Source organism: Novosphingobium sp. AAP1, from assembly GCF_001295765.1.
Taxonomy (GTDB): domain Bacteria; phylum Pseudomonadota; class Alphaproteobacteria; order Sphingomonadales; family Sphingomonadaceae; genus Novosphingobium; species Novosphingobium capsulatum.
This window is the reverse complement of the sequence record NZ_LJHO01000002.1, coordinates 12,303-37,234: the sequence shown is the minus strand read 5'-3', so window position 1 is coordinate 37,234 and position 24,932 is coordinate 12,303. Positions and strand designations below refer to the sequence as shown.

Sequence of the window (24,932 nt, the reverse complement as noted above, 5' to 3'; positions counted from 1 at the left end):
CGACGACAAACAATTGTTGGCTTGGCAAAGCCCTGGGCCGCTGCCACAGACCAAGCCGTGACCGACACCCCTGCCCCGGCGCCCGATAGCCCTTCATCACCGTTCCAGATTGCCGATTTCCGGCGGTTCTGGGTGGCACGCCTGTTTTCCGTCCTGGCCACGTCCGGCATGGTCGTGGTGCTGGGGTACCAGCTTTATGACGTCGCGCGCGGCCAATATGGCATGGGCATCAAGGAAGCGGCGTTTCAGCTTGGCCTGATGGGGCTGGTGCAGTTCCTGCCGCAGTTCGTGCTTACGCCCGTCGCCGGCGTCGTCGCCGATCGGTTCGACCGGCGGGTGATCGCCGGGCTGACCATGGTACTCGACGCGCTGATCGCGCTGGTGCTGACGATCGCCACCGCCAGTGGCACGCTGTCTCTGCCGCTGCTGTTTGCCATGGCCGCAGCGCATGGCACCAGCCGCGTGTTCATCGGCCCGGCCCTGTCATCGATCGCGCCCAACATCGTGCCGGCCAAGCTCATGCCGCGGGCGGTAGCGATCAATTCCATGGCGTGGCAGATCGGCTCGATGGGCGGGCCAGCGCTGGCCGGCGTGCTCTTCGCCTTCTCTCCTGCCTTGCCCTATGGCGTTTCGGTGGCGCTGCTGGCCTTGGCCGCATTCGGCGCATTCGGCATTCGCCGCCTGCCCCCGCCAGCGGAAAATCGCCGTACGCACCCGTTTCGGCAGGTCGCCGATGGCTTTCGCTTCGTGGCGCACGATCGGTTTCTGCTGGGCTGTATCACGCTCGATCTTTTTGCCGTGCTGCTGGGCGGCGCAACCGCGCTGCTGCCGGTCTATGCCCGCGATATCCTGACATTCGATGGCCATTCCGTGGGTTCCTATGGCCTGGGCGTGATGCGGGCCATGCCGGGGCTCGGTGCGGCGCTGGTCGCGGCATTCCTGGCGCGGCGCCCGGTCGAGCGCGAGGTCGGCGCCAAGATGCTGCTGGCGGTCGCCGCCTTTGGCGTGGCGACAATCGGCTTTGGCCTGTCGCGCAACCTGTTCCTGTCGCTGGCGATGCTGGTGCTGATCGGCGCGGCGGACATGGTTTCGGTCTATATCCGCACCACCTTGGTGCAATTGCACACGCCAGACACCGTGCGCGGCCGCGTCTCGGCCATCTCGGGCCTGGCGATTTCCTGCTCCAACGAACTGGGTGACATGCAATCGGGCGTGGCTGCGGCCCTGCTTGGCGCAACCGGGGCGGTTGTGTTTGGCGGGGTGGGTGCGATAGTCGTTACTCTGGCCTGGGCGATCGGCTTTCCCGAATTGCGCCGCGCCCGGACCTTTGCTGCAAAATACCAATCCTGACCCGCTCAACACCAAGGAGCACACGCGACATGAAAGCGGATTCCATTCTCGCCACGATCGGCAACACGCCGCATGTTCGCCTGTCCCGCCTGTTTCCCGACCACGAGGTATGGGTGAAGAGCGAGCGCACCAATCCAGGTGGCTCGATCAAGGACAGGATCGCATTGGCCATGATCGAGGCGGCCGAAGCCGACGGCAGCCTCAAGCCCGGCGGCACCATCGTGGAGCCGACCTCGGGCAATACCGGCATTGGCCTCGCCATGGTGGCGGCGGTCAAGGGCTACAAACTCGTGCTCGTCATGCCCGAATCGATGTCGATCGAGCGGCGCCGGCTGATGCTTGCCTATGGGGCCACGTTCGATCTGACGCCGCGCGAAAAGGGCATGAAGGGCGCGATCGAGCGCGCCAAGGAACTGGTGGCCGAAACGCCGGGCGCCTGGATGCCCCAGCAGTTCGACAATCCCGCCAACGTGGCCGTGCACGTGCGCACCACCGCGCAGGAAATCCTGGCCGATTTCGCCGATAGCCCGATCGACGTGCTGATCACCGGGGTTGGCACCGGTGGCCACCTCACTGGTTGCGCCGAGGAACTCAAGAAGCACTGGCCCGATTTCAAGGCCTATGCCGTGGAACCGACGCTCTCGCCGGTCATTTCCGGGGGGCAGCCCGCGCCGCACCCGATCCAGGGCATCGGCGCCGGGTTCATTCCGGGCAACCTGCACACCCAGGCAATCGACGGCGCGATCCAGGTCGATCCGGCCGATGCCAAGGAATGGGCCCGCCGCTCGGCGCGCGAGGAAGGCCTTCTGGTCGGCATCTCCTCGGGCGCGACGCTGGCCGCCATCGCCGCCAAGCTGCGCGAACTGCCCGCCGGCAGCCGCGTGCTCGGCTTCAACTATGACACCGGCGAGCGCTACCTCTCGGTGCCCGATTTTCTTCCGGAGTAACCAGCCTTGAGCCTTGAACGCATCGATTATGCGCATGGTGACGTGGCGCTGACGGGGTGGCTTGCCCGCCCCGAAGGCACCCCGCGCGGCGCGATCCTGATCCTGCCCACCATCGCCAACGTCAACGCCGGAATGGAACAGCGTGCACGCATGCTGGCCGATCAAGGCTTTGTTGCCATGGTCGCAGATTTCTATGGCGAGCCGGTGGAAAGCTTTGAAGCGTCGTTCCCGCTGGGCAATGCCCTGCGTGCCGATGTCGATCACTACCGCGCCCGCATCACCGCCGGGCTCGACGCGCTGGCCAAGGCGGCGCCGGGGCTGACGCTGTCGGCGATCGGCTATTGCATGGGCGGCCAGGCGGCGCTGGAACTGGCGCGCATGGGCGCACCGATCGTGCTGGCGGCCAGCTTCCACGGCCTGCTCACCTCTGATCGCCCGGCCACGGCGGAAACCCCGATCAAGCCGCGCCTGCTGATCTGCCACGGCGATGCCGATCCGCTCGTCCCGCGCGAGCAGGTACTGGATTTCTGGAAGGAAATGGATGCCGCCAGCGGCAACTGGCACTTCCATGCCTATGCCGGGGTCAAGCACGGGTTCACCGATCCCGACAGCGAGGCGCGCGGCAAGGATTTCCTCGGCTACAACGCCAGCGCCGACCGCCAATCGTGGCTGGCGCTGACCGCGCTGCTCGACGAAATCTATAGCTGATATCCATCCGCCGCGAGGCGGTGGCCGGGCCGATCAGGCCGGGCCGCCGCCCTCGGCACCTTCCAGTTGCTGCACTTGCGCGACGAAGCCTTCCAGCTCGGCAATCGTGCTGGCGATATCGGCCTGCTGGCGCACCAGAGCAGCGATGCGTTCGCGGCACTTGGCGATCGTCACCTTGCGCTGCTGCGCACGGCCATCGCCCAGATCGTAGAGATCGATCATCTCGCGAATGTCAGCCAGGCTGAAACCGACGTTCTTGGCGCGCATGATCCACGCCAGTCGCGCCCGATCACGCCGGGAATAGATCCGCGCCGTGCCGTGCCGCGTCGGCGAAATCAGGCCCTCGTCCTCGTAGAACCGCAGCGCCCGCGCGGTTACGCCGAATTCGGCCGACAGGTCGGTGATGGTGAACTGGTCGCGGGCCAGGGCATCGGGCCGGTCGAGATGGCCAGTGTGGGAAGAGGCGGGCACGGTGTCCATGCCCGCCACGATACCGCGCAGCTTACGTAAACGTCAAACCTCAATCCGCTCCAGCGTCCCTTGCGGGGTAATCCGGCGATAGAAGCAGCTTTGCGCCAGGGTGTGGCAGGCCGGGCCAACCGGCTCGACCCGCAGTTCGAGCGCATCCTGGTCACAGTCCACGCGGATTTCGAGCACCTTGAGCACGTGGCCCGAGGTTTCGCCTTTCATCCACTGCTTCTGGCGCGAGCGCGACCAGAAGTGCGCCAGACCGGTTTCGCGCGTGCGGGTGATCGCCTCGGCATCCATGTGCGCCAGCATCAGCAACTGCCCAGTGCGGTGATCGATCGCCACGGCGGTGACCAGGCCGTGAGAATCGAAGCGCGGCATGAAGGCGGTGCCCTGTTCGCGCTGTAGCGAATCGTTATCGACCGACACGGTAGGTAATTCCCTTCTGCAAACGGGCTGCCACAGCATACATTGTTGCACGATAACCACATGGCCTGGGCAAAATCGGCGGCATACGCATGTCCCCCTTCCTTCCGGCGGCGCAATCGTCAAGAAAGAACGTGCGGTTTGAGGGAACCGCGATCTGAACCGCCGAAAGGCGGCGCGGCAAGCGCCAAAGTTCAGGGACACGCGAGGGACCGGGGGGCTGGTTCGACCTTCTGACTAGGAAGGCGCAGCCATCTGGAGATATTGAGCGACGGGGTTACGGTCAGGGCCGAGAGGGAGCCCCGTCAATCACAAGGTTTCGTCACGAAACGCCCGGGCCGCAAGGTTCCGGGCGTTTTCGGTTTGATGCCGCTTGCATCGCGCCTGTCGCCCGCGAATCAACTCTCCTTTTTTACCCCCGCACTTCGGCCTCGCGCAGCACGCGGGCAAAGCAGGCGATCTTGACCTTGGCCGCGCCGGCGCGGCGCAGCGCCCGCACGCAGGCATCGCTGGTGGCGCCGCTGGTCAGCACGTCATCGACCAGCAGCACCTGGGCACCGCGCAAAGACGCGGCGTGGCGCGGATGAGGCGCGATGGCGCCCGCCAGCGCCTGCGCGCGCGCCTTGGCACCCAGACCGCCGAGCGAAGGCGTGCGCTTGCGCCGCACCAGCGCATCGACCAGCAGGCGCTGCCCGGTCGCCCGCGCAATCTGCGTTGCCAGCAATGCTGACTGATTATAGCCGCGCTGCCACAGCCGCCAGCGGTGCAGCGGCACCGGCACGATCAGCCATTCCCCGTCGAGTGGCGGCAGGCGCGCCACCATCAGGCGTGCCATCAGCCCGGCCAGCCCCACCTTGCGGCCATGCTTGAATCGCAGCACCAGGGTGCGTGTGGCATCGCCATAGAGCGTGGCGGCAGCGATCCCATCATGCCGTGGCGGCTGCGCCATGCAGGGGGCGCACAGCGCCGCCTCATCACGCGCCAGGCTGGTTTCCAGGGGGCGCTGGCACAAGTGGCAGCTCGGCTCCCCGGGGATTTCCAGGTTGGCCCAGCACGCGGCGCACAGCCCGCCATGCGTGGCCAGGGTTTCCCCGCACAGCGGGCAGCGCGGCGGAAACAGCAGGTCAACGACCGGGGCAAGAAACGCGGGGCGCAGCATCGCTGGCCATGCTTCCACCAGCGCAAGAGGCTTGGCAAGCGCGCAGCTTGCGGGCAGGCAGCACGGCATGGCCCAAACCACGCCCCCCGCCCCGCCCGAAATCTTTGCCCGCCACCGCCGCCTGGCCCAGCGCGCGCGCATGCGCCGCCTGGCCACACGGCCCGATGCCGCGCGCTTCCTGGCCGATGACATGATTGAGGACATGCTCGATCGCCTGTCATTCCTGCGTCATGCACCGCAGACCGCGCTGATTATCGGCGATGTGGACCACAGCCTGGGCACGGCGCTGGCCGCGCAGGGCGTTGCCGTGACCCACGCCGATCCCGCCGCCCTGCCCGGCGAAACCGGGGTGGACCAGGAAGCCCCCCTGCCCTTTGCCCAGGGGTTTGATTTCATCGCCGTGCTAGGCACGCTCGACACGGTGAACGATCTGCCCGGCGCGCTGGTGCATCTGCGCCGCGCGCTGGCGCCCGATGGCCTGGCGATGGTGAGCTTTACCGCCGCCGGCAGCCTGCCGGCGCTGCGCAGCGTGATGCTGGCCGCCGACGCGGATCGGCCCGCCCCGCGCGTACACCCGCAAGTGGATGTGCGCGCTGGCGGGCAATTGCTGCAACGCGCCGGCTTTGCCGATCCGGTGATCGACAGCCGCAGCCTGGCCGTACGCTATCGCAGCCTGACCCGGCTCGTGCAGGACTTGCGCGACCAGGGCCTGTCCAACTGCCTCGCCCGCCCCGGCGCGCCGCTCGGCAAGGCCGCCCTGGCCCGCGCGCAAGAGGCCTTTGCCGCCGCTGCTGATGCGGAAGGGCGGGTTACCGAGACGTTCGAGATCCTGACGCTGAGCGGCTGGGCCAAGCCGCTGCGCGCGCCGAAGTTTTAGGCGGAACGCCCCCTCCACCACCCCTGCGCGGCGGTCCCCCTCCCCATGCCATGGGGAGGATCGCCAAGGTCCTCCCCACAGCGTGGGGAGGGGGACCAGCCGCAGGCTGGTGGAGGGGCTTTGATCCTTACGCCTTCAATGCCGCCTGCGCTGCGGCCAGGCGCGCGATCGGCACGCGGTAGGGGCTGGCCGAGACGTAATCGAGGCCGACCTTTTCGCAGAATGCGATCGAGGCGGGATCGCCGCCGTGCTCGCCGCAGATGCCCAGCTTGATATCGGGGCGGGTCTGGCGGCCGCGCTCGGCCGCCAGTTCCACCAGTTGGCCCACGCCCTCGATATCCAGGCTGACGAACGGGTCGCGCGGATAGATGCCCTGGTCGACATAGGGGTTGAGGAAGCGCGCGGCATCGTCGCGGCTTACGCCCAGGGTGGTCTGCGTCAGGTCGTTGGTGCCGAAAGAGAAGAACGTGCCTTCCTCGGCGATTTCCCCGGCCATCAGCGCGGCGCGCGGCAGTTCGATCATCGTGCCGACCAGGTAATCCAGCGTCTTGCCCTTGTCGGCAAAGACCTGTGCGGCCACGCGATCGACCAGCGCGCGCAGGATCTGCAGTTCCTTCTTGGTGGCAACCAGCGGGATCATCACCTCGGGCACGACTGCTTCGCCAGACTTGGTGGCCACTTCCACCGCAGCCTCGAAGATCGCCTGGGCCTGCATTTCATAGATTTCGGGGAACGTGATGCCCAGGCGGCAGCCGCGATGGCCGAGCATCGGGTTGAACTCGTGCAGTTCCCCGGCGCGACGCTTGAGGTGGTCGACGCCCAGGCCGGTCACTTCGGCCAGTTCCTCGAACTCTGCATCGGCATGCGGCAGGAATTCGTGCAGCGGCGGATCGAGCAGCCGGATCGTCACCGGCAGGCCGGCCATCACGTCGAAGATCGCGATGAAATCGGCGCGCTGTTCGGGCAGCAGCTTGGCCAGCGCGGCGCGGCGGCCGGCTTCGTCTTCGGCCAGGATCATCTGGCGCACGGCGGAAATGCGCCCGGCTTCGAAGAACATATGCTCGGTGCGGCACAGGCCGATGCCTTCGGCGCCGAACTGGCGCGCCACCTGGCAATCCGTCGGCGTTTCGGCGTTGGTGCGCACTTTCATGCGGCGGTGCTTGTCGGCCCAGACCATCAGCGTGGCGAAATCGCCGACAAGTTCGGGTTCCACCATCGCCACTTCGCCGGCCATGATCTCGCCGGTCGAACCGTCGAGCGTGATCACGTCGCCTTCGGCCAGGTCACGGGTGCCGATCCGCGCCTTGCGCGCGGTCATGTCGATCGACAGGCCCGACGCGCCCGAGACGCAGGGGCGGCCCATGCCGCGTGCCACCACGGCGGCGTGGCTGGTCATGCCGCCGCGCGCGGTGAGGATGCCCTTGGCCGCATGCATGCCGTGAATGTCTTCGGGCGACGTTTCCACGCGCACCAGGATCACGCTGTCGCCACGCTCGGCGCGCGCCTGGGCGGTATCGGCGTCGAACACGATCGCGCCGCTGGCCGCGCCCGGCGAGGCGGGCAGCCCCTTGGCCAGCACATCGCGCGGCGCCTTGGGATCGAGCGTGGGGTGGAGCAGCTGGTCGAGCGCCATGGGATCGACCCGGGCGATCGCGGTGGCCTCGTCGATCAGGCCCTCGCCCACCATGTCCACCGCCATCTTGAGCGCGGCCTTGGCGGTGCGCTTGCCCGAGCGGGTCTGCAGCATCCACAGCTTGTTCTTTTCAACCGTGAACTCGATGTCCTGCATGTCCTTGTAGTGCTTTTCCAGCAGCTCGAACACGCTGGCCAGCTCGGCATACGCCTGCGGCATGGCCTCTTCCATCGACAGAGGCTTGGCCCCGGCCCGCTCGCGTGCGGCCAAGGTCAGATATTGCGGGGTGCGGATGCCGGCCACCACGTCTTCACCCTGGGCGTTGACCAGCCATTCGCCGTAATAGGCCTTTTCGCCGGTCGCCGGATCGCGGGTGAAGGCAACGCCCGTGGCCGAGGTATCGCCCATGTTGCCGAACACCATGGCCTGGACGTTGACCGCCGTGCCCCATTCGGCCGGAATGTCGTTGAGCTTGCGATAGACCTTGGCGCGTTCGCTTTCCCAGCTATCGAACACCGCGCCGATCGCGCCCCACAGCTGCTCGTGCACGTCCTGCGGGAACGGACGGCCTAGCTCCTCTTCGACGATCGCCTTGTATTCGCCCACCAGCTTGCGCCAGTTGTCCGCGCTCATTTCCACATCGGCGTAATAGCCGTTGTCTTCCTTGGCGATTTCCAGCGCATCTTCAAAGCGGTGATGGTCCACGCCCAGCACCACGTCGGAATACATCTGGATGAAGCGGCGATAGCTGTCCCAGGCAAAGCGCGCGTCGCCGGAATCGGCCGAAAGCCCCTCAACCGTCACGTCGTTGAGGCCGAGGTTGAGCACGGTATCCATCATGCCCGGCATCGACACCCGCGCGCCCGAGCGCACCGAGACCAGCAGCGGATTGCCCGCATCGCCAAACACGCGGCCGGTCGCCGCTTCGATGTGCGAGAGCCCAGCGGCCACGCCGGCCTTGATGTCGGCGTCAAACTGCTTGCCGGCCGAATTGTATTGCGTGCACACTTCGGTGCTGATGGTGAAGCCGGGCGGCACCGGCAGGCCGATGCCCGCCATCTCGGCCAGGTTGGCGCCCTTGCCCCCGGTAATGGTCTTATCCTTGGCCCGAGGATCGTCGTTGCGCGCACCACCGCCGAAATGGAATACGTATGCACTCATGATTACAGTCCGTTCCTTGAGCAAAGGTCAGTCATTGCGAGGTCCAGGAAATGGACCGAGGGCGCTTAGCCCTCGATCCGCGAGAAGTCCGCTACTTTGTGCACCGCAGCACGGAATTGGTCAAGCAGGGCCAAGCGATGGGCCCGCTTTTCCGCATCTGCGTCGTTCACCGTAACGTCATCGAAAAACGCATCGATCGGCGCGCGGAGCGAGGCCAGCGCGGCCATGGCGGTGGTGAATGCCTCTTGCGCCACGGCAGTTTCCACCTGCGGCTCGGCCTGGGCGAGCGCCGCCATCAACGCCGCTTCGGCCGGTTCGGGGGGGTAGGACAGCGCCGCTTCGCCATGGGCAAATTCGGCCGCGACATCCTTGAACAGCGGATCGTCGACAAGCACCAGCGGGTCTTCCTCGCCAGTGGGCGGCACCACGCCTTCGCCCTGCGCGCCAGCCGTGGCCGCTGCTTCCTTCTTGAGGATATTGGCCGCGCGCTTGTAGCCCGCCAGCAGATTGACGCCATCCTCGGTGCCGACGAACGCCTGAAGCGCCGACACGCGCGCCAGCAGGCGCACGAGATCGCTTTCACCGCCAAGGGCAAGCACGGCATCGATCAGGTCGTGGCGCACGCCAGCTTCACGCTGCTGCACCTTGAGGCGGTCGGCAAAGAAGCCGAGCAAATCGCCTTCGGCCACGGCGAAGCGCAGATGGTTCTCGGTGATCAGGCGAATGATGCCAAGGGCGGCACGGCGCAGCGCGAAGGGGTCTTTCGACCCGGTGGGCTTTTCGTCGATCGCAAAGAAGCTGCGCAGCGTATCGAGCTTGTCCGCCAGCGCGACGCAGACCGAAACCGGCGCGGTGGGTACATCGTCACCCTGCCCCACCGGCTTGTAGTGATCGCGGATCGCGTCGGCCACGGCATCGACCAGGCCTTCGGCGCGGGCGTAATAACCGCCCATCAGGCCCTGCAGTTCGGGGAACTCGCCAACCATGTCGGTGACGAGATCGGCCTTGCACAGCTGCGCCGCCTGGCGCGCCAGGGCCGGATCGGCGCCGGGCACCACGCCTTCGCGGGCGAGCCATTCGGCAAGATCAGCCACGCGGGCCACCTTGTCGGCCACGCTGCCCAGCTTTTCGTGGAACGTGATGCGCGCCAGCTTTTCCGCCTGGACGGCGAGCGGCACCTTCTTGTCCTGCTCCCAGAAGAAGCGGGCGTCAGACAGGCGTGCGGCGAGCACCTTGCGGTTGCCCGCCACGATCGCCGCGCCGCCATCGGTGGCGGCGATGTTGGCGGTGCAGACAAAGGCATTGGCCAGCTTGCCGGCGGCATCGCGGCAGATGAAATACTTCTGGTTGACCCGCGCGGTCAGCTGAATCACTTCGGGCGGCACGTCGAGGAACGCCTCGTCAAAGCGGCCGAGCAGCGGCTGGGGCCATTCGGTGAGGCCGGCGTTTTCCACCACCAGGCCTTCATCGTCCACCAGCACGAGGCCAGCGGCCTGCGCCGCGGCGCGCGCGCCATCGCGCACCAGCGCCTCGCGCTCGGCGTGGTCGACGATCACGTAGGCTTCGCGCAAGCGGACGGCATAGTCGGCCGCGCCCGTGATGGTGATGTCACCGCGGTGATGGAAACGGTGCCCACGCGTGACCGTGCCAGAGCGGATGCCGCCCACTTCAAGGTCGATCGCCTCGTCGCCCAGGATCGCGATGATGCCCGAAAGCGGGCGCACCCAGCGCAAGGATTCCGGGCTGAACGAGGCGGCGCCCCAGCGCTGCGACTTGGGCCAGGGAAACGCGCGGACGATCGCCGGGATGGCCTGGGCCAGCACATCCTTGGTCGCGCGGCCGGGCTTTTCGGTGATGGCGAACAGCACGCCATCGCGCTCGGTCAGTTGCTCGCGGGTCAACCCGGTCTTGCGCAGGAAGCCTTCCAATGCCTGCGGCGGGGCCGAGGCGCGCGGCCCCTTCACTTCCTCACTGACAGCTTGCGTGCCCAGCGGCAGATCGCGCGCGATCAGCGCCAGCCGGCGCGGCGTGGACCACACGGTGATCGCGCCCGGCGTCAGCCCGGCGGCGGTCAGTTCCTTGACGAACAGCTTTTCCAGATCGGCGCGCGCGCCGGCCTGCATCCGCGCGGGGATTTCTTCGCTGCGCAGTTCGAGCAGGAAATCGGCGGTCATGCGGCGTCTCGCTTGGGTGTGGTCAAGGTGGTGTCAGCGCCCTTCGACAGGCTCAGGGCGAACGGAGTGTGAGAACTGATCCGGAAGTCCGTTCGGGCTGAGCTTGTCGAAGCCCCCGGCGCAACAAACCGGCTCATGCGCTCCACCCCGGGAATTTCTGCGCCCATTCGTCCTTGTACTTGTCCATATAGGCTTCGCACGAACCGCGCGCGAGGTCGCGCACCTTGCCCATGTAGCTGGCGCGTTCTTGCACCGAGATCACGCCGCGCGCCTGCAACAGGTTGAACACGTGGCTGGCCTCGATCGCCTGTTCATAGGCCGGGATCGGCAGCTTGGCATCGAGGCAGTTGCGGCATTCAGCCACCGCCTTGTTGAACAGGTCGAACAGCGCGTCGGTGTTGGCGATCTCGAAGTTCCACTTCGACATCTGGCGTTCGTTTTCCAGGAACACCTGGCCATAAGTTACGCCGTGGCTGTTATAGGCCAGGTCATAGACGTTATCGACGCCCTGGATATACATCGCCAGGCGTTCTAGGCCATAGGTCAGCTCGCCGGCCACCGGCTTGCAATCAAACCCGCCCATCTGCTGGAAATAGGTGAACTGGGTCACTTCCATCCCGTCGCACCACACTTCCCAGCCCAGGCCCCAGGCGCCCAGCGTCGGGCTTTCCCAGTCATCCTCGACAAAGCGGATATCGTGCTGCAGCGGATCGACGCCGATGGCGCGCAGGCTGTCGAGATAGAGATCCTGCATATCGGCCGGGCTCGGCTTCATGATCACCTGGTATTGGTAATAATGCTGAAGCCGGTTGGGATTTTCGCCATAGCGCCCGTCGGTTGGCCGGCGGCTGGGCTGGACATAGGCCGCTTTCCACGGCTCTGGCCCCAGCGAACGCAGCGTGGTGGCGGGGTGAAACGTACCCGCGCCCACGCGCATGTCATAGGGTTGCAGGACAAGGCAGCCCTTGTCGCTCCAATAGGCGTGGAGGCGCAGGATCATGTCCTGCAGGCTGAGCGGCTTTGGTGCAGTATCGGCCATGGTGTGCCGCCCATGGCCGATGGCGCAGCGCAAATCAACCGCCAGCAGGCGCAACATGGGGACTTCCCATTGCGCGCTGCCCTGTGCATGGGACAGGGCATGCGCCGCTTCCTTGCCCAGATCCCCGCCCGCATCGCCGCCTGCGCCGCCATCGCGCTGTTGCAGGCCCCTTTTTCTGCCCAAGCGCAGACCATCCCGCTGCCTGCACCGCAAGCGGAGCAGGCCGATGCCGCGCCCTCGCGCCCGGCGCTGTGGAAAGTGGCTGACGCCGATACCACGATCTGGCTGTTCGGCACGATCCACATGCTGCCCAAGGGCGGCACGCCGTGGCTGGTCGGCCCGGTGGCCAAGGCGCTGAACGGATCGGACACGCTGGTGACCGAGGTGACGCAGGCCGATATGCACGCCGCGATCGACACTGCGCCCGGCCTGCTGCCCAAGGGGCAGACCCTGACCGCCCTGCTGGGGCCGCAACGCGCGGCGCGTCTGGCAGCCACGCTCACCGCCTCGGGCCTGCCGGCCACGCAACTGGATGGCTACAAGCCCTGGATGGCCGCCACCGCGCTGTCGATGCTGCCGCTGGTGCAGCGTGGCTATCAGCCTTCGCACGGCGTGGAAGCCGCACTGCAGGCGGCCCACCCGCAACGGCAAGCGGGGCTGGAAACCGTGGCGTTCCAGCTTGGCCTGATCGACAGCCTGCCCCAGGATGCCCAGATCGCCTGGCTCGATAGCGTGATCGCCCAGTACGACACGATCGGCGAACAGATCGCCGGCATCGTTGCTGCCTGGCGCCAGGGCAATGCCGAGGAACTGGGCAAGCTGATGACCGCCGACATGCAAGACGATCCCCGCCTGATCGACGCGCTGCTGATCCGCCGCAATGCCACCTGGGCCAAGTGGATCGAGCAGCGGCTGAAAACGCCGGGCACGGTGTTCGTGGCCGTGGGCGCTGGGCATCTGGCCGGCAAGGGCAGCGTGCAGGAAGACCTGGCGCGCGACGGCATCACTGTGACGCGGGTGCAATGAGCATGACCATGCGCTGGAAACCGTTCCTCGTCGCTGCCCTCGCCCTGTTCGCTGCCGCGTGCCACAAGGCCGCGCCGCCGCCGCTGCCGGCCAAGGTGGCGTTGTGGGAAATCGCCGATACCAGCGGCACGCGCGGCTGGATTTTCGGCACGGTGCATGCCCTGCCCGCTGGTGTGCAATGGCGCCGCCCGGCGATCGACCGCGCGCTGGCCAATGCCGATCGCCTGGTGCTGGAAATCGCCCAGCCGCTCGATGGCAATGTCGCCGGCGTCGCCCTGGCGCGCCTCGCCTATACCCCTGGCCTGCCGCCGCCCTCGGCGCGCGTGGCGATGAAGTATCGCGATGCCCTGGCAAAGGTCTACAAAGACCTCAACCTGACCGACGCACAGTTCCAGAACGAGGAATCCTGGGCGGTCGCCCTGCAAATCGCCGCGATCGGTGGCCAGAAGGAAGGCATGGACCCAGCCAGCGGGGTGGAGCCGCAGTTGCGCAAGCTGATCGGCACCAAGCCGGTAGCGGGCCTGGAAACGCTGGATGGGCAGTTTGGCATATTCGACGCCCTACCCGATCGCGCGCAGCAGACCCTGCTGGAACAGATCGCCGTGGAAGCGGCCGATAACCGCGATGACGATGCCGACATGGTGCGCCTGTGGCTGCGCGGCGATGACCTGGGCATTGCCCGCGAAAGCCAGAAGGGGTTCCTGGCTGATCCCACGCTGCACCAGGCGCTGCTTACTGCGCGCAACGCGGCCTGGGCCAGCCAGATCGATGCCATGCTCAAGGATGGTGCTGCCCCCTTCATCGCCGTGGGCGCGGCGCACGTGGCCGGCAGCGATGGCCTGCCCGCGCTGCTCCAGGCCAAGGGCTGGCTGGTGCGCCGGGTGGAGTGATCGCGCACGCCCCTTGCTTTTTCGGCCCGATCCGCTAAGGGCCGCCGCTTCCCCGTCATGGTCATCCCTGGAGGCGTGGCGGAAGGAACATGCAACAGATTTATTTCGGAAGGTATTTCACATGAGCGAGACGCTGACCCTGTCGGCTGAGCTGCGCGAACGGGCAGGCAAGGGAGCCTCCCGTGCCCTGCGCCGCGAAGGCCGCACTCCTGCCGTGGTTTATGGCGGCAACCAGGAACCGGTTGCCATCCACCTCGAAGAAAAGGAACTGGCACGTGCCCTGGGCACCGGCCACTTCTTCAACTCGATCGTCGAACTGACCATCGGCGGCAAGAAGGTCCGCACTCTGCCCAAGGACGTGGCTTTCCACGCCGTGAGCGACCGTCCGCAGCACGCAGACTTCCTGCGCGTGAGCGCGAACGCCGAAGTGCACGTGAACGTGCCGGTGGTGTTCCAGAACGAAGAAAAGGCCCCCGGCATCAAGCAGGGCGGCGTGCTCAACGTTGTGCGCCACGAACTGGAACTGGTGTGCGAAGCCAACAAGATCCCCGATGACATCATCGTCGATCTCTCGGGCCTGGAAATCGGCGATTCGGTGCACATCAGCGCCGTGAAGCTGCCGGCCGGCGCCCGCTCGGCGATCACCGACCGCGATTTCACCATCGCTACGATCGCCACGCCGACCGTTCTGACCGAGGAAGAAGAAGCTCCCGCTGGCGAAGCCAGCGAAGGCTGATCTTTCCGGCACGGCAGCTTTCGGGCTGTCGCATCGGTTCAAGGAACCCCTCCCCAACCGGGAGGGGTTCTTTTTTGCGCCGCGCCCATGCAATAGGCACGCGCGCCCTCACCGCAAAACACCCTGCAAACTCCAACCACAACCGGAGCGTCTGCCATGCAAGTCTGGGTTGGCCTGGGAAATCCCGGCCCGCAATACGCCCTGCACCGCCACAACGTGGGCTTCATGGCGCTCGACACGATTGCCGATGTCCACGGCTTTGGCCCGGTGCAGAAGAAGTTCCAGGGCTGGGTGCAGGAAGGCCGCATCGGCGCGCAGAAGATCATCCTGCTCAAGCCCGCCACGTTCATGAACGAAAGCGGCCGCGCCGTGGGCGAGGCACTGCGCTTCTACAAGCTCGCCACCGATGCCCTCACCGTGTTTCATGACGAACTGGACCTGGCGCCGTTCAAGGTGAAAGTGAAACAGGGCGGCGGCCATGCCGGGCACAATGGCCTGCGCTCGATCGACCAGCACTGTGGCGCGGAATTCCGCCGCGTGCGCCTGGGCATCGGCCACCCCGGCCACAAGGACCGCGTGACCGGTTATGTGCTGGGCCCCTTTGCCAAGGCGGAGCACGATGACCTGGTCACCATGCTGGGCGCCGTGGCAGCAGAAGCCGATCGGCTGGCCCAAGGCGACGATACTCGCTTCATGAGCGATGTGGCCCGGCGCCAGCAGGATTGAAACGCGCCAGCAAGATTGAAATGTCCTGAAAAGGTTAACGCGAATTTCCGGAAAAACCGTCGGAATCGCTTACAACCGACACACCCGTGAAACGGCGTTAACCACCAAAAAGCGCTGATTTCTGCAATTGGCACCGCTTTTGCTTTTACCTCTGTCAACCAAGACAGTGCATTCGGATCTAATGGTTCGAACGTCTGCCTTCCAGTTTGAAACTTCAAGTTTGACAGGGGACTGACCATGAAGCGTTCGATTGCCATCCTCGCCGCCGCGCTGACCACCACCATCGCTGCTGCCCCGGCCCACGCCACCTTCTTCCACACCCACTATTGCAACTGCGGCCACTCGGCCGGCGCGGCGATGTGCGGCAGCAGCTCGTCCAGCTCGACCTCGACCTCGGGTGGCAGCACCACGTCGTCGACGACCTCGTCGACTTCGGGCGGCAGCACCACCTCGTCCACCTCGGGCGGTTCGACCACGTCGTCGACTTCGGGTGGCAGCACCACTTCGACCTCGACCGGCGGCTCGACCACCTCGTCGACCTCGGGCGGCAGCACTACCTCGTCGTCGACCGGTGGCACCGACGTGCCGGAACCGGGCATGCTGGGCCTGATGGGCGCTGGCCTGGCTGGCCTGGCGTTCGTGCGTCGTCGCCGCCGCTGATCGCGGCACGCGGGCCTGGGGGCACCAGCACAGGGACGGGCCGGCACGCCTTGCGCATGCCGCCCGGCTGGCCCAAATCCCGCCGCCACGCGATGTTTCTCCAAAAATGCCGTCCAAGCCTGGCTTGGGCGGCATTTTTGCGTTCGGAAGAGGTCTATGGCCTCAGCGTGCCTGGGCGCGGGCGAGATCGGCGCGGAACAGGCGGTTGGCCGGATCGGCATCGACCGCGCGGCGCAACAGATGCTGCGCGGCGGCCATGTCCTGCCCGGCGTTGAGCCGCACGAGGCCAGCGATATGCAGCATGTCGGGATCGCGCGGCGCCTGGGCCAAGGCGCGGTCGGCATAGGCGATCGCGTCCTGGTGGCGGCCAGCGTTGGTGCAGGCCACCGCCAGCCGCTTGAGCACTTCGGGATCGCTGCCATTGCCCAGCAACGCGGTATAGGCGGTGATTGCTGCGGCCCAATCGCGCCGGCCCAGCGCCGCCTGGCCATCGGCGGCCAGGCGCTGGTCCTGCTGCCATTGACCCGAGCGCAACCGCGCTGCCAGCGCATCGGCCGAGGGATCACCCGCTGCCCGCGCCGCGCGCAGGGCCAGATCCAGTTCGCGCTGGCCAGCCAGCAGCGAATCCGACAAGGGCCGGATCGTGCGCAGCGCCGTGCCGGGATCGCCGGTGGCCAGTTGCGCTTCGGCCAGCATCATACGCGAATAGGGATTTTGCGGCGAGAGCAGCAGCGCGCGGGCAAAGATCACGCGGGCCTGCTCGGGATGGCCCAGGCGCAGCAGCGCCTCGGCATAGGTCAGCCCATTGGGGGTGCGTGGATCGAGATCGACCTCATGCGGCGCCAAGAGCTGGCGTACCTTTTCCCAATCGCCTTTTTCGCTGGCGAACTGCACCTGCAGATCGAGCACGCGTGAATCGCCCGGCGCGAGGCGCGCGGCCTTGCCGATGAGGCCGATCGCGCGGTCGAGCTGGCTTTGCATGTCAGCCAGGTTGGCCCGCTCGATCAGCGGCTCGATCCGGCGGGGATAGGCCGCGATTGCGCGGTCATAGGCAGCGCCGGCCGCGTCTAGCTGGCCTTGCCGGACCCGCAGCGCCCCTTCGACCATCGCGGTATCGAGGCCCTTGGGATCGAGCCGCTGCATCACGGCCAGGACCTGGTCGGCCCCGGCAAAATCTTCGGCCGTGATCAGGAAGCGGGCATAGTCGCGCGCGAGTTGCACATTGTCTCCGGCGGCCATGCCCTGGCGAAATGCAGAAAGTGCCTGGGCATTGTCACCCAGAGCCTGGTGCGCTGCGGCCCGCAGGCGCCAGGCATCGGCATCGCCATCCTGGCCCAGCAGCGACAGCGCCTGGCGCGGCAGGCCGCGCAGCAGGGCTGCTTCGGCCTTCATGCGGTTGACCGCCCGCCCGCCACCGCCGGCATCTTCCAGCCGCGTCAGCGTTGCCTGCGCGCCATCGCCATCGCCCATCTGCAACTGCGCACGGGCGAGCAGCCGCAGCAGCGCCTGCGAGTCGGCGGCGGGCAGCTTGCCCGAGTCGAGCGCGCTCAGCGCTTCCATCCGCGCCGTCACGAAATCCTGCGCGGCAAAGGCGCTGCGGGCCTTGGCAGCATGGGCGGCGGGATTGTCGCCACAGCCGGCCAGCACCAGGGCCAGCGCCAATGCCGGCGTGATCAGCGCGCCGCGCGGCAGACCGGCACGGGCATGGCGGTGCAAAAACGATGGCAGGATAGCGCGCCTCATGCCGGTTGCCATGCCAGCAAGGCCTGAAACTTCGGTGAAGATTGCCGACCGGCCACGCAAAACCCCTTGCCACAGGGCGCTGCCCCCTTGACCTTGGGCCTACAAGCCACCATCGCGGCCGGCAATATGCGGCCCCGCATCGGCTTGGGGCCATAGCCAAGGACACGAAGATGGGTTTTCGTTGCGGGATCGTCGGCCTTCCCAATGTCGGCAAGTCGACGCTGTTCAACGCGCTGACCGAAACGCAGGCGGCCCAGGCCGCCAACTATCCGTTCTGCACGATCGAACCCAACGTGGGCAACGTGGGCGTGCCCGACGCGCGGCTCGATACCCTGGCCAAGATCGCCGGCAGCCAGAAGATCATCCCCACCCAGCTTGGCTTTGTCGACATCGCCGGCCTGGTGCGCGGCGCATCCAAGGGTGAAGGCCTGGGCAACCAGTTCCTGGGCAACATCCGCGAAGTGGATGCGATCATCCACGTGCTGCGCTGCTTTGAAAACGACGATATCCAGCATGTCGATAACCGCGTCGATCCGCTGTCGGACGCCGACACGGTGGAAACCGAACTGATGCTGTCCGACCTGGAAAGCCTGGAAAAGCGCGTGCCTGCCGCCGCCAAGAAGGCGACCAGCGGCGACAAGGAAGCCAAGGCCATGGCCTCGGTGCTGGGCCAGGCGCTGGAACTGCTGCGCGAAGGCAAGCCCGCCCGCCTCACCCAGCCCAAGGACGACGAGGAAGAGCGCCTGTTCAAGCAGGCGCAGTTGCTCACCGCCAAGCCCGTGCTCTACGTCTGCAACGTGGAAGAGGAAAGCGCCGCCACCGGCAATGCCCACTCCGCCCGCGTGTTTGAAAAGGCCAAGGCAGAAGGCGCCGAAGCCGTGGTGGTCTCTGCCGCGATCGAGGCCGACCTGATCGGCATGGACAGCGAGGAACGCCTGGCGTTCCTGGCCGAACTGGGCCTGCATGAAACCGGTCTCAACCGCGTGATCCGCGCCGGGTATGACCTGCTGCACCTGCTGACCTTCTTCACCGTCGGCCCCAAGGAAGCCCGCGCCTGGACCGTCCATCAGGGCGCCAAGGCCCCCGAGGCTGCCGGCGAAATCCACTCCGACATGCAGCGCGGCTTCATCCGCGCCGAAACCATCGCCTTTGACGATTTCGTCTCGCTGGGCGGCGAGGCGGGCGCGCGCGATGCCGGCAAGCTGCGCCAGGAAGGCAAGGAATACATCGTCAAGGACGGCGATGTGATGCACTTCAAGTTCAACGTCTGAACCTGTTCGATCGGATGGTTGACGCATGGGGAAAGCAGGTTCACCCTGCCCCCCATGCGACACTATGAAGATCTGGAAGTGGGCGCCGTTGCCCGGTTCGGGCAACGCCACGTCACGCGAGAGGAAGTGGTGGAATTTGCGGGCAAGTATGACCCGCAACCGTTCCACCTGTCTGACGAGGCGGCCGCCGCCACGCACTTCGGGCGGCTTTCCGCCAGTGGCTGGCACACCTGCGCCATGACCATGGCGATGATCGTGGAAGAGCAGGACCGCGCCGGCCACCAGGGCCTTGGTTCACCCGGCATTGACGAACTGCGCTGGCGCCACCCGGTCTATCCCGGCGACACGCTGCGCGTGGAAACCACGATCCTGAGCAAGCGGCGCAGCCAATCGCGCCCGGAAATGGGCCTGTTCCGCGCCGAAACCCGCGTGCTCAACCAGGATGGCGTGATCGTACTGACCATGGTGAGCAACGCCATGGTGAGCACGCGCGACCCCAACGGCACCGACTAAGCAGGCAGCGTCCATGAAAAAGGGCGCGCGTGGCATGGCCACACGCGCCCGTTTCCTTGCATCAGATGTGCGTGATCACATCTTCTGGGCAGAGGTCTGATCGGCCGTGACCGGACGATGCAGCGCCGCGTTGTGCTTGGCGTGGTGATGACGCGCGTGGTGCTTCTTGGCCTTCTTGGGGTGGGTCTTGGCCCACTTCCAACGCTCAAGCGAGCGCAGGCGCGTTTCCAGCGTATCGGCACGGCTGCCGGCCGATTGCGCCGCCATCGAGGCGGCCTGGGCGGCCGAACCGGCGCTCTGCGCCGCAGTCATAGCGTTGTTGGCCGAACCCTGTGCCTGCGCCGCAGCCTGTGCCGCGGAATCGGCCGAACCCTGCGCCCGCTGCGCCGTCATTACGCCTTCATCAGCGCGCGCCTGCGCCTGATCGGCCGCAGCCTGGGCCCGCTTAACCGATCCGGTGGTTGCACACCCTGCCAGCGCCATTGGCAGAAGTGCGGAAAGCAACACGATGTGACGACCCTTGTTCATAGGCGTTTCCCTTAGTCTTTGGCGCCCCCGCGCGATGCAAGACGCATGAGAGGGCAAAGAGTCACGCCGAAATGGACCGAAACGCGCCAGATTGGTGCTTTTGCAAGATATGGTGCGCAAACCTACATCGGCTTGCACTGCACATTGCCCTTGGCGGTATAAACCGGGCGGCTATCGGCGTCGGAAATCACCAGTTGCCCGTCAAAGCTGTCGATCACGCCCATCGTCTTGGCCTTGCCATCATCGATCCGCGTCAGCGTCAGCGCCCACTCGCGCCCGGTATAGTGCGACCAGCCGTGCTGCGGCAGCTTGGCACTGCCCTTGTCGGCGGCCAATACCACGATCTGATCCTTGATCTTGATGAGGCCGCGATCTTCCTGCGCCAGCAGCACCGCCCCCATGCCACCATTGTCAGGCACGAAGTTGCATCCCGATCCGGTCAGCTTGCCTTTGGTAATGTCGAAAAAGTCGATGACCTGCGGGCTGATCTCCTGCGCCGGTGCCCGCTCCTTCTGCGCCGCCTCAACCTGGGCAATCGCCGCATCGTCGCTTTGCTGCGGGGCCTTGTGACACGCGGCGAGCAAAACCAGAGGCAGGGCAATAGCGGCACGATGCATGGGGTCTCTCCCGTAAAGGTCTTTGATCTGGATAATCGTGGAACAGCTGGCGACCAAACGGTTCCTCGCCCCCCTCCACCACGCGCTGCGCGCGCGTTTCCCCTCCCCCGGTGGGGGAGGATCTTCTCCCTGAACAAATCCTCCCCCACCGGGGGAGGTGGCGGGCCGCAGGCCCGACGGAGGGGGCGCTATTTCCGCCCGAACAGCTTCTCGATATCGCCGTGGGCCAGCTTCACCCAAGTCGGCCGGCCATGATTGCATTGGCCAGAGCGTGGGGTCACTTCCATTTCGCGCAGCAGGGCGTTCATTTCCGGCACCGACAGCACGCGGCCGGCGCGCACCGAGCCGTGACAGGCCATCGTTGCCAGCACCAGGTCGAGCCGCTCGCCCAGGAATAGTGCGTCACCGTGCTTGGCGAGGTCATCAGCCACGTCGCGCACCAGGGCCTGGACATCGCCCTTAGCCAATGCTGCCGGCACGCTGCGCACCAGCATGGCCGCCGGGCCAAAGCGTTCGAGCGCGAGGCCGAAATCGACAAGGCGCGGGGCGGCTTCTTCAAGGCGGTCGCACGATGGTTCATCGAGGTCGACCACTTCGGGCAGCAAGAGGGCCTGGGCGGGAGCCGTGCCCTCGCCCGCGCCAGCGGCGCGCAGGCGTTCGAGGACGAGGCGTTCGTGCGCGGCGTGCTGGTCGACGATGACCAGGCCGTCGCTTGCCTCGGCCACGATATAGGTCTTGGCCACCTGGCCCCGCGCCACGCCGAGCGGATGCTCCACCGCCTCGGGCACCGGCTCGGCCGCCGTTTCGGCGCGGGCCACGGGCGGCGCCATCACGCCGGCTTCATAGCCGCGCCAGGCCTGCCCCGCCTCGCTCACGCGGGCAGGCTGATAGGATGGTGTGAAGATGCTGCCCTGGCGCGCTGGTTGGGGCGCAGGCGGCGGGGTGAAGAGCGGCGCCGGCTCGACCGATTCGGGCTGCCAGGCACGCATCGCGCCGGCATCAGGCGCCTGGGCAGAGCGGCGATCGCCGGTGGAGAGGGCCTGGCGCAGGCCGGTGACGATCAATCCGCGCACCAGCGCGCTGTCGCGGAAACGCACTTCGGTCTTGGCGGGGTGCACGTTCACGTCCACTTCCTCGGCGGGCACATCGAGGAACAGCGCCAGCACGGCATGGCGATCACGCGCCAGCATATCGGCATAGGCGCCGCGCACCGCGCCGAGTAGCAGCCGGTCCTTCACCGGCCGGCCGTTGACGAACAGGTACTGGTGATCGGCCACGCCGCGGTTGTAGGTCGGCAGGCCCGCCACGCCCATCAGGTGATAGTCGCCACGCAGCAGATCGACGGCCACGGCATTGTCGGCCAGTTCGCGCGCCACCAATTGCGCCACGCGCGCGGCCAGGGTGTCACCAGGCTGAACATGCAGCGCGCGGCGCCCGTCATGCTCCAGGGTAAAGCCGATATCGGGCCGGGCCATGGCCAGGCGCCGCACGACATCGAGGCTGGAGGCCCATTCCGAACGCGGGCTGCGCAGGAACTTGCGCCGCGCCGGGATCTTGCCAAACAGGTCTTCCACCCGCACCCGCGTGCCGGGCGGCAGCGCGGCGGGGCCTTCGTTCACCAGCGTGCCATGGTCGATGGTGCGTTTCCACGCCTCGCCATCGGCACGGCTGCGGCTTTCGATGGTGACGCGCGCGACCGAGGCGATCGAAGGCAGCGCCTCTCCGCGAAAGCCCAGTGTTGCGACCAGCTCGATCGCCTCGTCCGGCAATTTCGAGGTGGCATGGCGTTCCAGCGCCAGTGCGATCTCGTCCGCGCGCATGCCGCAGCCATCGTCGGTCACCTCGATCAGGCCGAGGCCACCTTCGGCCAGACGCACCGAAATCTGCCCCGCGCCGGCATCGATCGCGTTTTCCACCAGCTCCTTGAGCGCGCTGGCGGGCCGCTCCACCACCTCGCCTGCGGCGATGCGATTGATCAGCGTGTCGGGCAGACGGCGGATGACGCGGGGTGTGCTGGTCATGATCCTGGCAAGGTAGCGACGAACGTGCCCTTTTTCGAGACGGGCAGCATGACTTATCCCATGCCGGCAGTGCACAAAATATTGGGTTTTCCCCCCCGCTTGCGCTAATGAGCCGCCTTCCCCGGGCGCTCACTTTTGCGCATAGGCCACCCATTGCGGTTGGTACCGCGCGCGAATCACACGGATTTTCTGATGGCATCGATGTTTTCCCGATTCTTCAAGTTCGGTTCCCAGAACATTGCGATCGACCTCGGCACGGCGAATACCCTCGTCTATGTCCAGGATCGCGGCATTGTTCTCAACGAACCCTCGGTCGTTGCCATCGAAACGCTGAACGGCATCAAGAAGGTCAAGGCCGTCGGCGATGACGCCAAGATGATGATGGGCAAGACGCCCGACAGCATCGAGGCGATCCGCCCGCTGCGCGACGGCGTGATTGCCGACATCGAAGTGGCGGAAGAAATGATCAAGCATTTCATCCGCAAGGTGAACGGCAGCAAGAGCCTGCTGCGCTACCCGGAAATCGTGATCTGCGTGCCCTCGGGCTCCACCTCGGTGGAACGCCGCGCGATCCGCGACGCGGCCAGCAATGCCGGCGCCAGCCAGGTCTATCTGATCCTCGAACCGATGGCCGCCGCGATCGGCGCCGACATGCCGGTTACCGAGCCGGTCGGCTCGATGGTGGTCGACATCGGCGGTGGCACCACCGAAGTGGCCGTGCTCTCGCTGCGCGGCCTGGCTTACACCACCTCGGTGCGTGTCGGCGGGGACAAGATGGACGAGGCCATCGTCAGCTATGTGCGCCGCCATCACAACCTGCTGATCGGCGAAGCCACGGCCGAGCGGATCAAGAAGGACTATGGCATCGCGACGATGCCGGCCGATGGCATTGGTGAAACCATCCACATCAAGGGCCGCGACCTGGTCAATGGCGTGCCCAAGGAAATCACCATCACCCAGGCCAACGTGGCCGAGGCGCTGTCTGAACCGATCGGCGCCATCGTTGAAGGCGTGCGCATCGCGCTGGAAAACACCGCACCCGAACTGGCCGCCGACATCGTCGACCAGGGCATCGTGCTGACCGGTGGTGGCGCGCTGATCCGCGGGCTGGACGAGCACCTGCGCGAGGAAACCGGCCTGCCGGTGAGCGTGGCGGAAGATCCGCTGTCGTGCGTGGCGCTGGGCACTGGCCGCGCCATGGAAGATCCGATCTATCGCGGCGTGCTGATGACCGCCTGAGGAATGCCGGATTTGGAGCCAGGGACGCACGCGGTGCCAGGACGGTTCAGCCGGCCTTCATCGCGTCTCTGGCTTTGGCATAGTGTAGAGTATCAGGGGTAGAATATCATGGCGCGGTCGCCTGACCGGCGCCCGGGCTTTTCGCGCAGGGCGCAATACGGGATCTTTACTGGCTACGTGATCGCCGTTGTCGGCGTCGTGGCGGGTCTCGTCGTGCTTGGCGTCTCGATGTTCAACCCGGAAGCCTTTGCCTTTGCCCGCACCACCGCGAGCGAAGTGGCGCGCCCTCTGGGCCAGGCGGGCGCGGAAACGCGCAGCGCCAGCCAGGGTGTGTTCGCGGCGATCGGCGCCTATTTCAACGCCGGCCGCCAGAACGCCGCGCTCACCCGCGAAGTGCAGGCTGCGCGGGCCGATGCAGTGACGATGCATGCGCTGCAACAGGAAAATGCCCGGCTCAAGGCGCTGCTCGGGATTGTCGACCCCGCGTTCAAGCCGGTGACCGGCGCGCGCCTGATCGGCTCTACCGCCACCTCCACCCGACGCTTTGCCGTGCTGTCCGTCGGCACCCACCAGGGCGTGCAGACGGGCCAGCCGGTGCGCGCGGCCGGTGGCCTGATCGGCCGCGTGGTGGAAACCGGGCCGGATACCGCGCGCGTGCTGCTGGTGACCGATCCTGATAACGTGGTGCCGGTGCGCCGTGCGTCCGATGGGTTGACCGCGTTCGTCCAGGGCGGCGCCAACGGCAAGATCGAAATCCGCCTGATCAACACCGGCGTCGCCACGCTACGCACCGGGGATGTCTTTGTCACCTCTGGTTCGGGCGGGCTCTATCCCCCGGGCATCCCGGTGGCCGTGGCCACCCAGCCGCACCGCGATGGCGCCACCGGACATCTCGCCAGCGATCCGGCCGACGCTGATTTCGTGATAGTGTTGCCGGCCTGGCAGGCCAATGCCCAGACCGCGCTGGTGGCCGCGCAAAAGGCCGCGCCCCCGCCGCCGGCCGACGACAACACCCCGTAA

23 protein-coding genes are annotated in these 24,932 nt (G+C 66.5%); 13 read left to right on the top strand and 10 right to left on the bottom strand.

Annotated features, from left to right (window positions below; all coding sequences use genetic code 11):
- Positions 1-57: 57 nt before the first annotated feature.
- From IP65_RS04165 to IP65_RS04155, 3 genes are read left to right on the top strand one after another with little or no spacing between them, the layout of a single operon-like run.
- Positions 58-1,350 carry an MFS transporter gene (locus IP65_RS04165; protein WP_028657730.1) on the top strand — a complete coding sequence of 431 codons (1,293 nt, stop codon included), beginning with the start codon at positions 58-60 and terminating at the stop codon, positions 1,348-1,350.
- A 29-nt stretch (positions 1,351-1,379) separates the two neighbouring features.
- A complete protein-coding gene (cysK, locus tag IP65_RS04160) occupies positions 1,380-2,297 on the top strand; it encodes a cysteine synthase A (protein ID WP_022675767.1) in 918 nt (305 codons plus the stop codon).
- A 6-nt stretch (positions 2,298-2,303) separates the two neighbouring features.
- Positions 2,304-3,005 carry a dienelactone hydrolase family protein gene (locus IP65_RS04155; RefSeq protein ID WP_022675768.1) on the top strand — a complete coding sequence of 234 codons (702 nt, stop codon included), beginning with the start codon at positions 2,304-2,306 and terminating at the stop codon, positions 3,003-3,005.
- A gap of 33 nt (positions 3,006-3,038) precedes the next feature.
- Here the strand turns inward: IP65_RS04155 and IP65_RS04150 are convergent, their stop codons facing one another.
- From IP65_RS04150 to IP65_RS04140, 3 genes are all read right to left on the bottom strand, one after another.
- Complete coding sequence (locus tag IP65_RS04150) at positions 3,039-3,485, bottom strand: MerR family DNA-binding transcriptional regulator (RefSeq protein WP_022675769.1); 447 nt, start codon at positions 3,483-3,485, stop codon at positions 3,039-3,041.
- Between the two features lie 33 nt (positions 3,486-3,518).
- The gene (gene hisI / locus IP65_RS04145) at positions 3,519-3,854 is read right to left on the bottom strand and encodes a phosphoribosyl-AMP cyclohydrolase (RefSeq protein WP_051146288.1); all 336 of its coding nucleotides are present in this window, start codon (positions 3,852-3,854) and stop codon (positions 3,519-3,521) included.
- Positions 3,855-4,311: 457 nt separating this feature from the next.
- Complete coding sequence (locus tag IP65_RS04140) at positions 4,312-5,058, bottom strand: ComF family protein (RefSeq protein WP_054131224.1); 747 nt, start codon at positions 5,056-5,058, stop codon at positions 4,312-4,314.
- Positions 5,059-5,125: 67 nt separating this feature from the next.
- Between IP65_RS04140 and IP65_RS04135 the strand changes: the two genes are divergently transcribed.
- Positions 5,126-5,935, top strand: coding sequence for a methyltransferase domain-containing protein (locus tag IP65_RS04135; protein WP_054130948.1), 810 nt, complete (start codon positions 5,126-5,128; stop codon positions 5,933-5,935).
- A gap of 127 nt (positions 5,936-6,062) precedes the next feature.
- Here IP65_RS04135 and ppdK read toward each other — a convergent pair whose 3' ends face one another.
- From ppdK to IP65_RS04120, 3 genes are all read right to left on the bottom strand, one after another.
- Positions 6,063-8,729 carry a pyruvate, phosphate dikinase gene (gene ppdK, locus IP65_RS04130; protein ID WP_022678188.1) on the bottom strand — a complete coding sequence of 889 codons (2,667 nt, stop codon included), beginning with the start codon at positions 8,727-8,729 and terminating at the stop codon, positions 6,063-6,065.
- 65 nt (positions 8,730-8,794) lie between these two features.
- Positions 8,795-10,903 (bottom strand): glycine--tRNA ligase subunit beta, encoded by a 2,109-nt coding sequence (glyS, locus tag IP65_RS04125; protein ID WP_054130947.1) that lies wholly within the window; start codon positions 10,901-10,903, stop codon positions 8,795-8,797.
- A gap of 133 nt (positions 10,904-11,036) precedes the next feature.
- Positions 11,037-11,942, bottom strand: a complete 906-nt coding sequence (locus IP65_RS04120; protein ID WP_054131223.1) for a glycine--tRNA ligase subunit alpha — start codon at positions 11,940-11,942, stop codon at positions 11,037-11,039.
- Positions 11,943-12,041: 99 nt separating this feature from the next.
- Here IP65_RS04120 and IP65_RS04115 point away from each other — a divergent pair, with 99 nt between their 5' ends.
- The 5 genes from IP65_RS04115 to IP65_RS20770 all read left to right on the top strand — a co-directional run bounded on the left by IP65_RS04115 (position 12,042) and on the right by IP65_RS20770 (position 15,980).
- Positions 12,042-12,968 (top strand): TraB/GumN family protein, encoded by a 927-nt coding sequence (locus tag IP65_RS04115; RefSeq protein ID WP_054130946.1) that lies wholly within the window; start codon positions 12,042-12,044, stop codon positions 12,966-12,968.
- Positions 12,965-13,858, top strand: coding sequence for a TraB/GumN family protein (locus tag IP65_RS04110; protein ID WP_054130945.1), 894 nt, complete (start codon positions 12,965-12,967; stop codon positions 13,856-13,858). The genes IP65_RS04115 and IP65_RS04110 overlap by 4 nt, the downstream gene beginning before the upstream one ends.
- Positions 13,859-13,979: 121 nt before the next feature.
- Positions 13,980-14,594: a 50S ribosomal protein L25/general stress protein Ctc gene (locus tag IP65_RS04105; RefSeq protein ID WP_054130944.1), complete on the top strand. Its 615-nt coding sequence runs from the start codon at positions 13,980-13,982 to the stop codon at positions 14,592-14,594.
- A 156-nt stretch (positions 14,595-14,750) separates the two neighbouring features.
- Positions 14,751-15,320 (top strand): aminoacyl-tRNA hydrolase, encoded by a 570-nt coding sequence (pth, locus tag IP65_RS04100; RefSeq protein WP_054130943.1) that lies wholly within the window; start codon positions 14,751-14,753, stop codon positions 15,318-15,320.
- A gap of 237 nt (positions 15,321-15,557) precedes the next feature.
- The gene (locus IP65_RS20770) at positions 15,558-15,980 is read left to right on the top strand and encodes a PEP-CTERM sorting domain-containing protein (RefSeq protein ID WP_082349777.1); all 423 of its coding nucleotides are present in this window, start codon (positions 15,558-15,560) and stop codon (positions 15,978-15,980) included.
- 162 nt (positions 15,981-16,142) lie between these two features.
- Here IP65_RS20770 and IP65_RS04090 read toward each other — a convergent pair whose 3' ends face one another.
- Complete coding sequence (locus IP65_RS04090; RefSeq protein ID WP_082349869.1) at positions 16,143-17,723, bottom strand: tetratricopeptide repeat protein; 1,581 nt, start codon at positions 17,721-17,723, stop codon at positions 16,143-16,145.
- A 170-nt stretch (positions 17,724-17,893) separates the two neighbouring features.
- Between IP65_RS04090 and ychF the strand changes: the two genes are divergently transcribed.
- On the top strand, positions 17,894-18,994 hold the full coding sequence (gene ychF, locus IP65_RS04085) for a redox-regulated ATPase YchF (RefSeq protein ID WP_022674658.1): 1,101 nt from the start codon (positions 17,894-17,896) through the stop codon (positions 18,992-18,994).
- Positions 18,995-19,048: 54 nt separating this feature from the next.
- Positions 19,049-19,507 (top strand): MaoC family dehydratase, encoded by a 459-nt coding sequence (locus IP65_RS04080; protein ID WP_022674659.1) that lies wholly within the window; start codon positions 19,049-19,051, stop codon positions 19,505-19,507.
- 75 nt (positions 19,508-19,582) lie between these two features.
- On the opposite strand, the gene IP65_RS04075 is transcribed toward IP65_RS04080, so the two are convergent.
- The 3 genes from IP65_RS04075 to mutL all read right to left on the bottom strand — a co-directional run bounded on the left by IP65_RS04075 (position 19,583) and on the right by mutL (position 22,673).
- Entirely contained in the window at positions 19,583-20,035 is a 453-nt protein-coding gene (locus IP65_RS04075) for a hypothetical protein (protein ID WP_022674660.1), read from the bottom strand.
- A gap of 122 nt (positions 20,036-20,157) precedes the next feature.
- Positions 20,158-20,652 carry a hypothetical protein gene (locus IP65_RS04070; RefSeq protein WP_022674661.1) on the bottom strand — a complete coding sequence of 165 codons (495 nt, stop codon included), beginning with the start codon at positions 20,650-20,652 and terminating at the stop codon, positions 20,158-20,160.
- Positions 20,653-20,840: 188 nt separating this feature from the next.
- Entirely contained in the window at positions 20,841-22,673 is a 1,833-nt protein-coding gene (gene mutL, locus IP65_RS04065; protein ID WP_054130941.1) for a DNA mismatch repair endonuclease MutL, read from the bottom strand.
- Positions 22,674-22,865: 192 nt separating this feature from the next.
- Here mutL and IP65_RS04060 point away from each other — a divergent pair, with 192 nt between their 5' ends.
- Both IP65_RS04060 and mreC read left to right on the top strand, forming a co-directional pair.
- Entirely contained in the window at positions 22,866-23,912 is a 1,047-nt protein-coding gene (locus tag IP65_RS04060) for a rod shape-determining protein (protein WP_022674563.1), read from the top strand.
- Positions 23,913-24,020: 108 nt separating this feature from the next.
- Positions 24,021-24,932, top strand: coding sequence for a rod shape-determining protein MreC (gene mreC, locus IP65_RS04055; protein WP_054130940.1), 912 nt, complete (start codon positions 24,021-24,023; stop codon positions 24,930-24,932).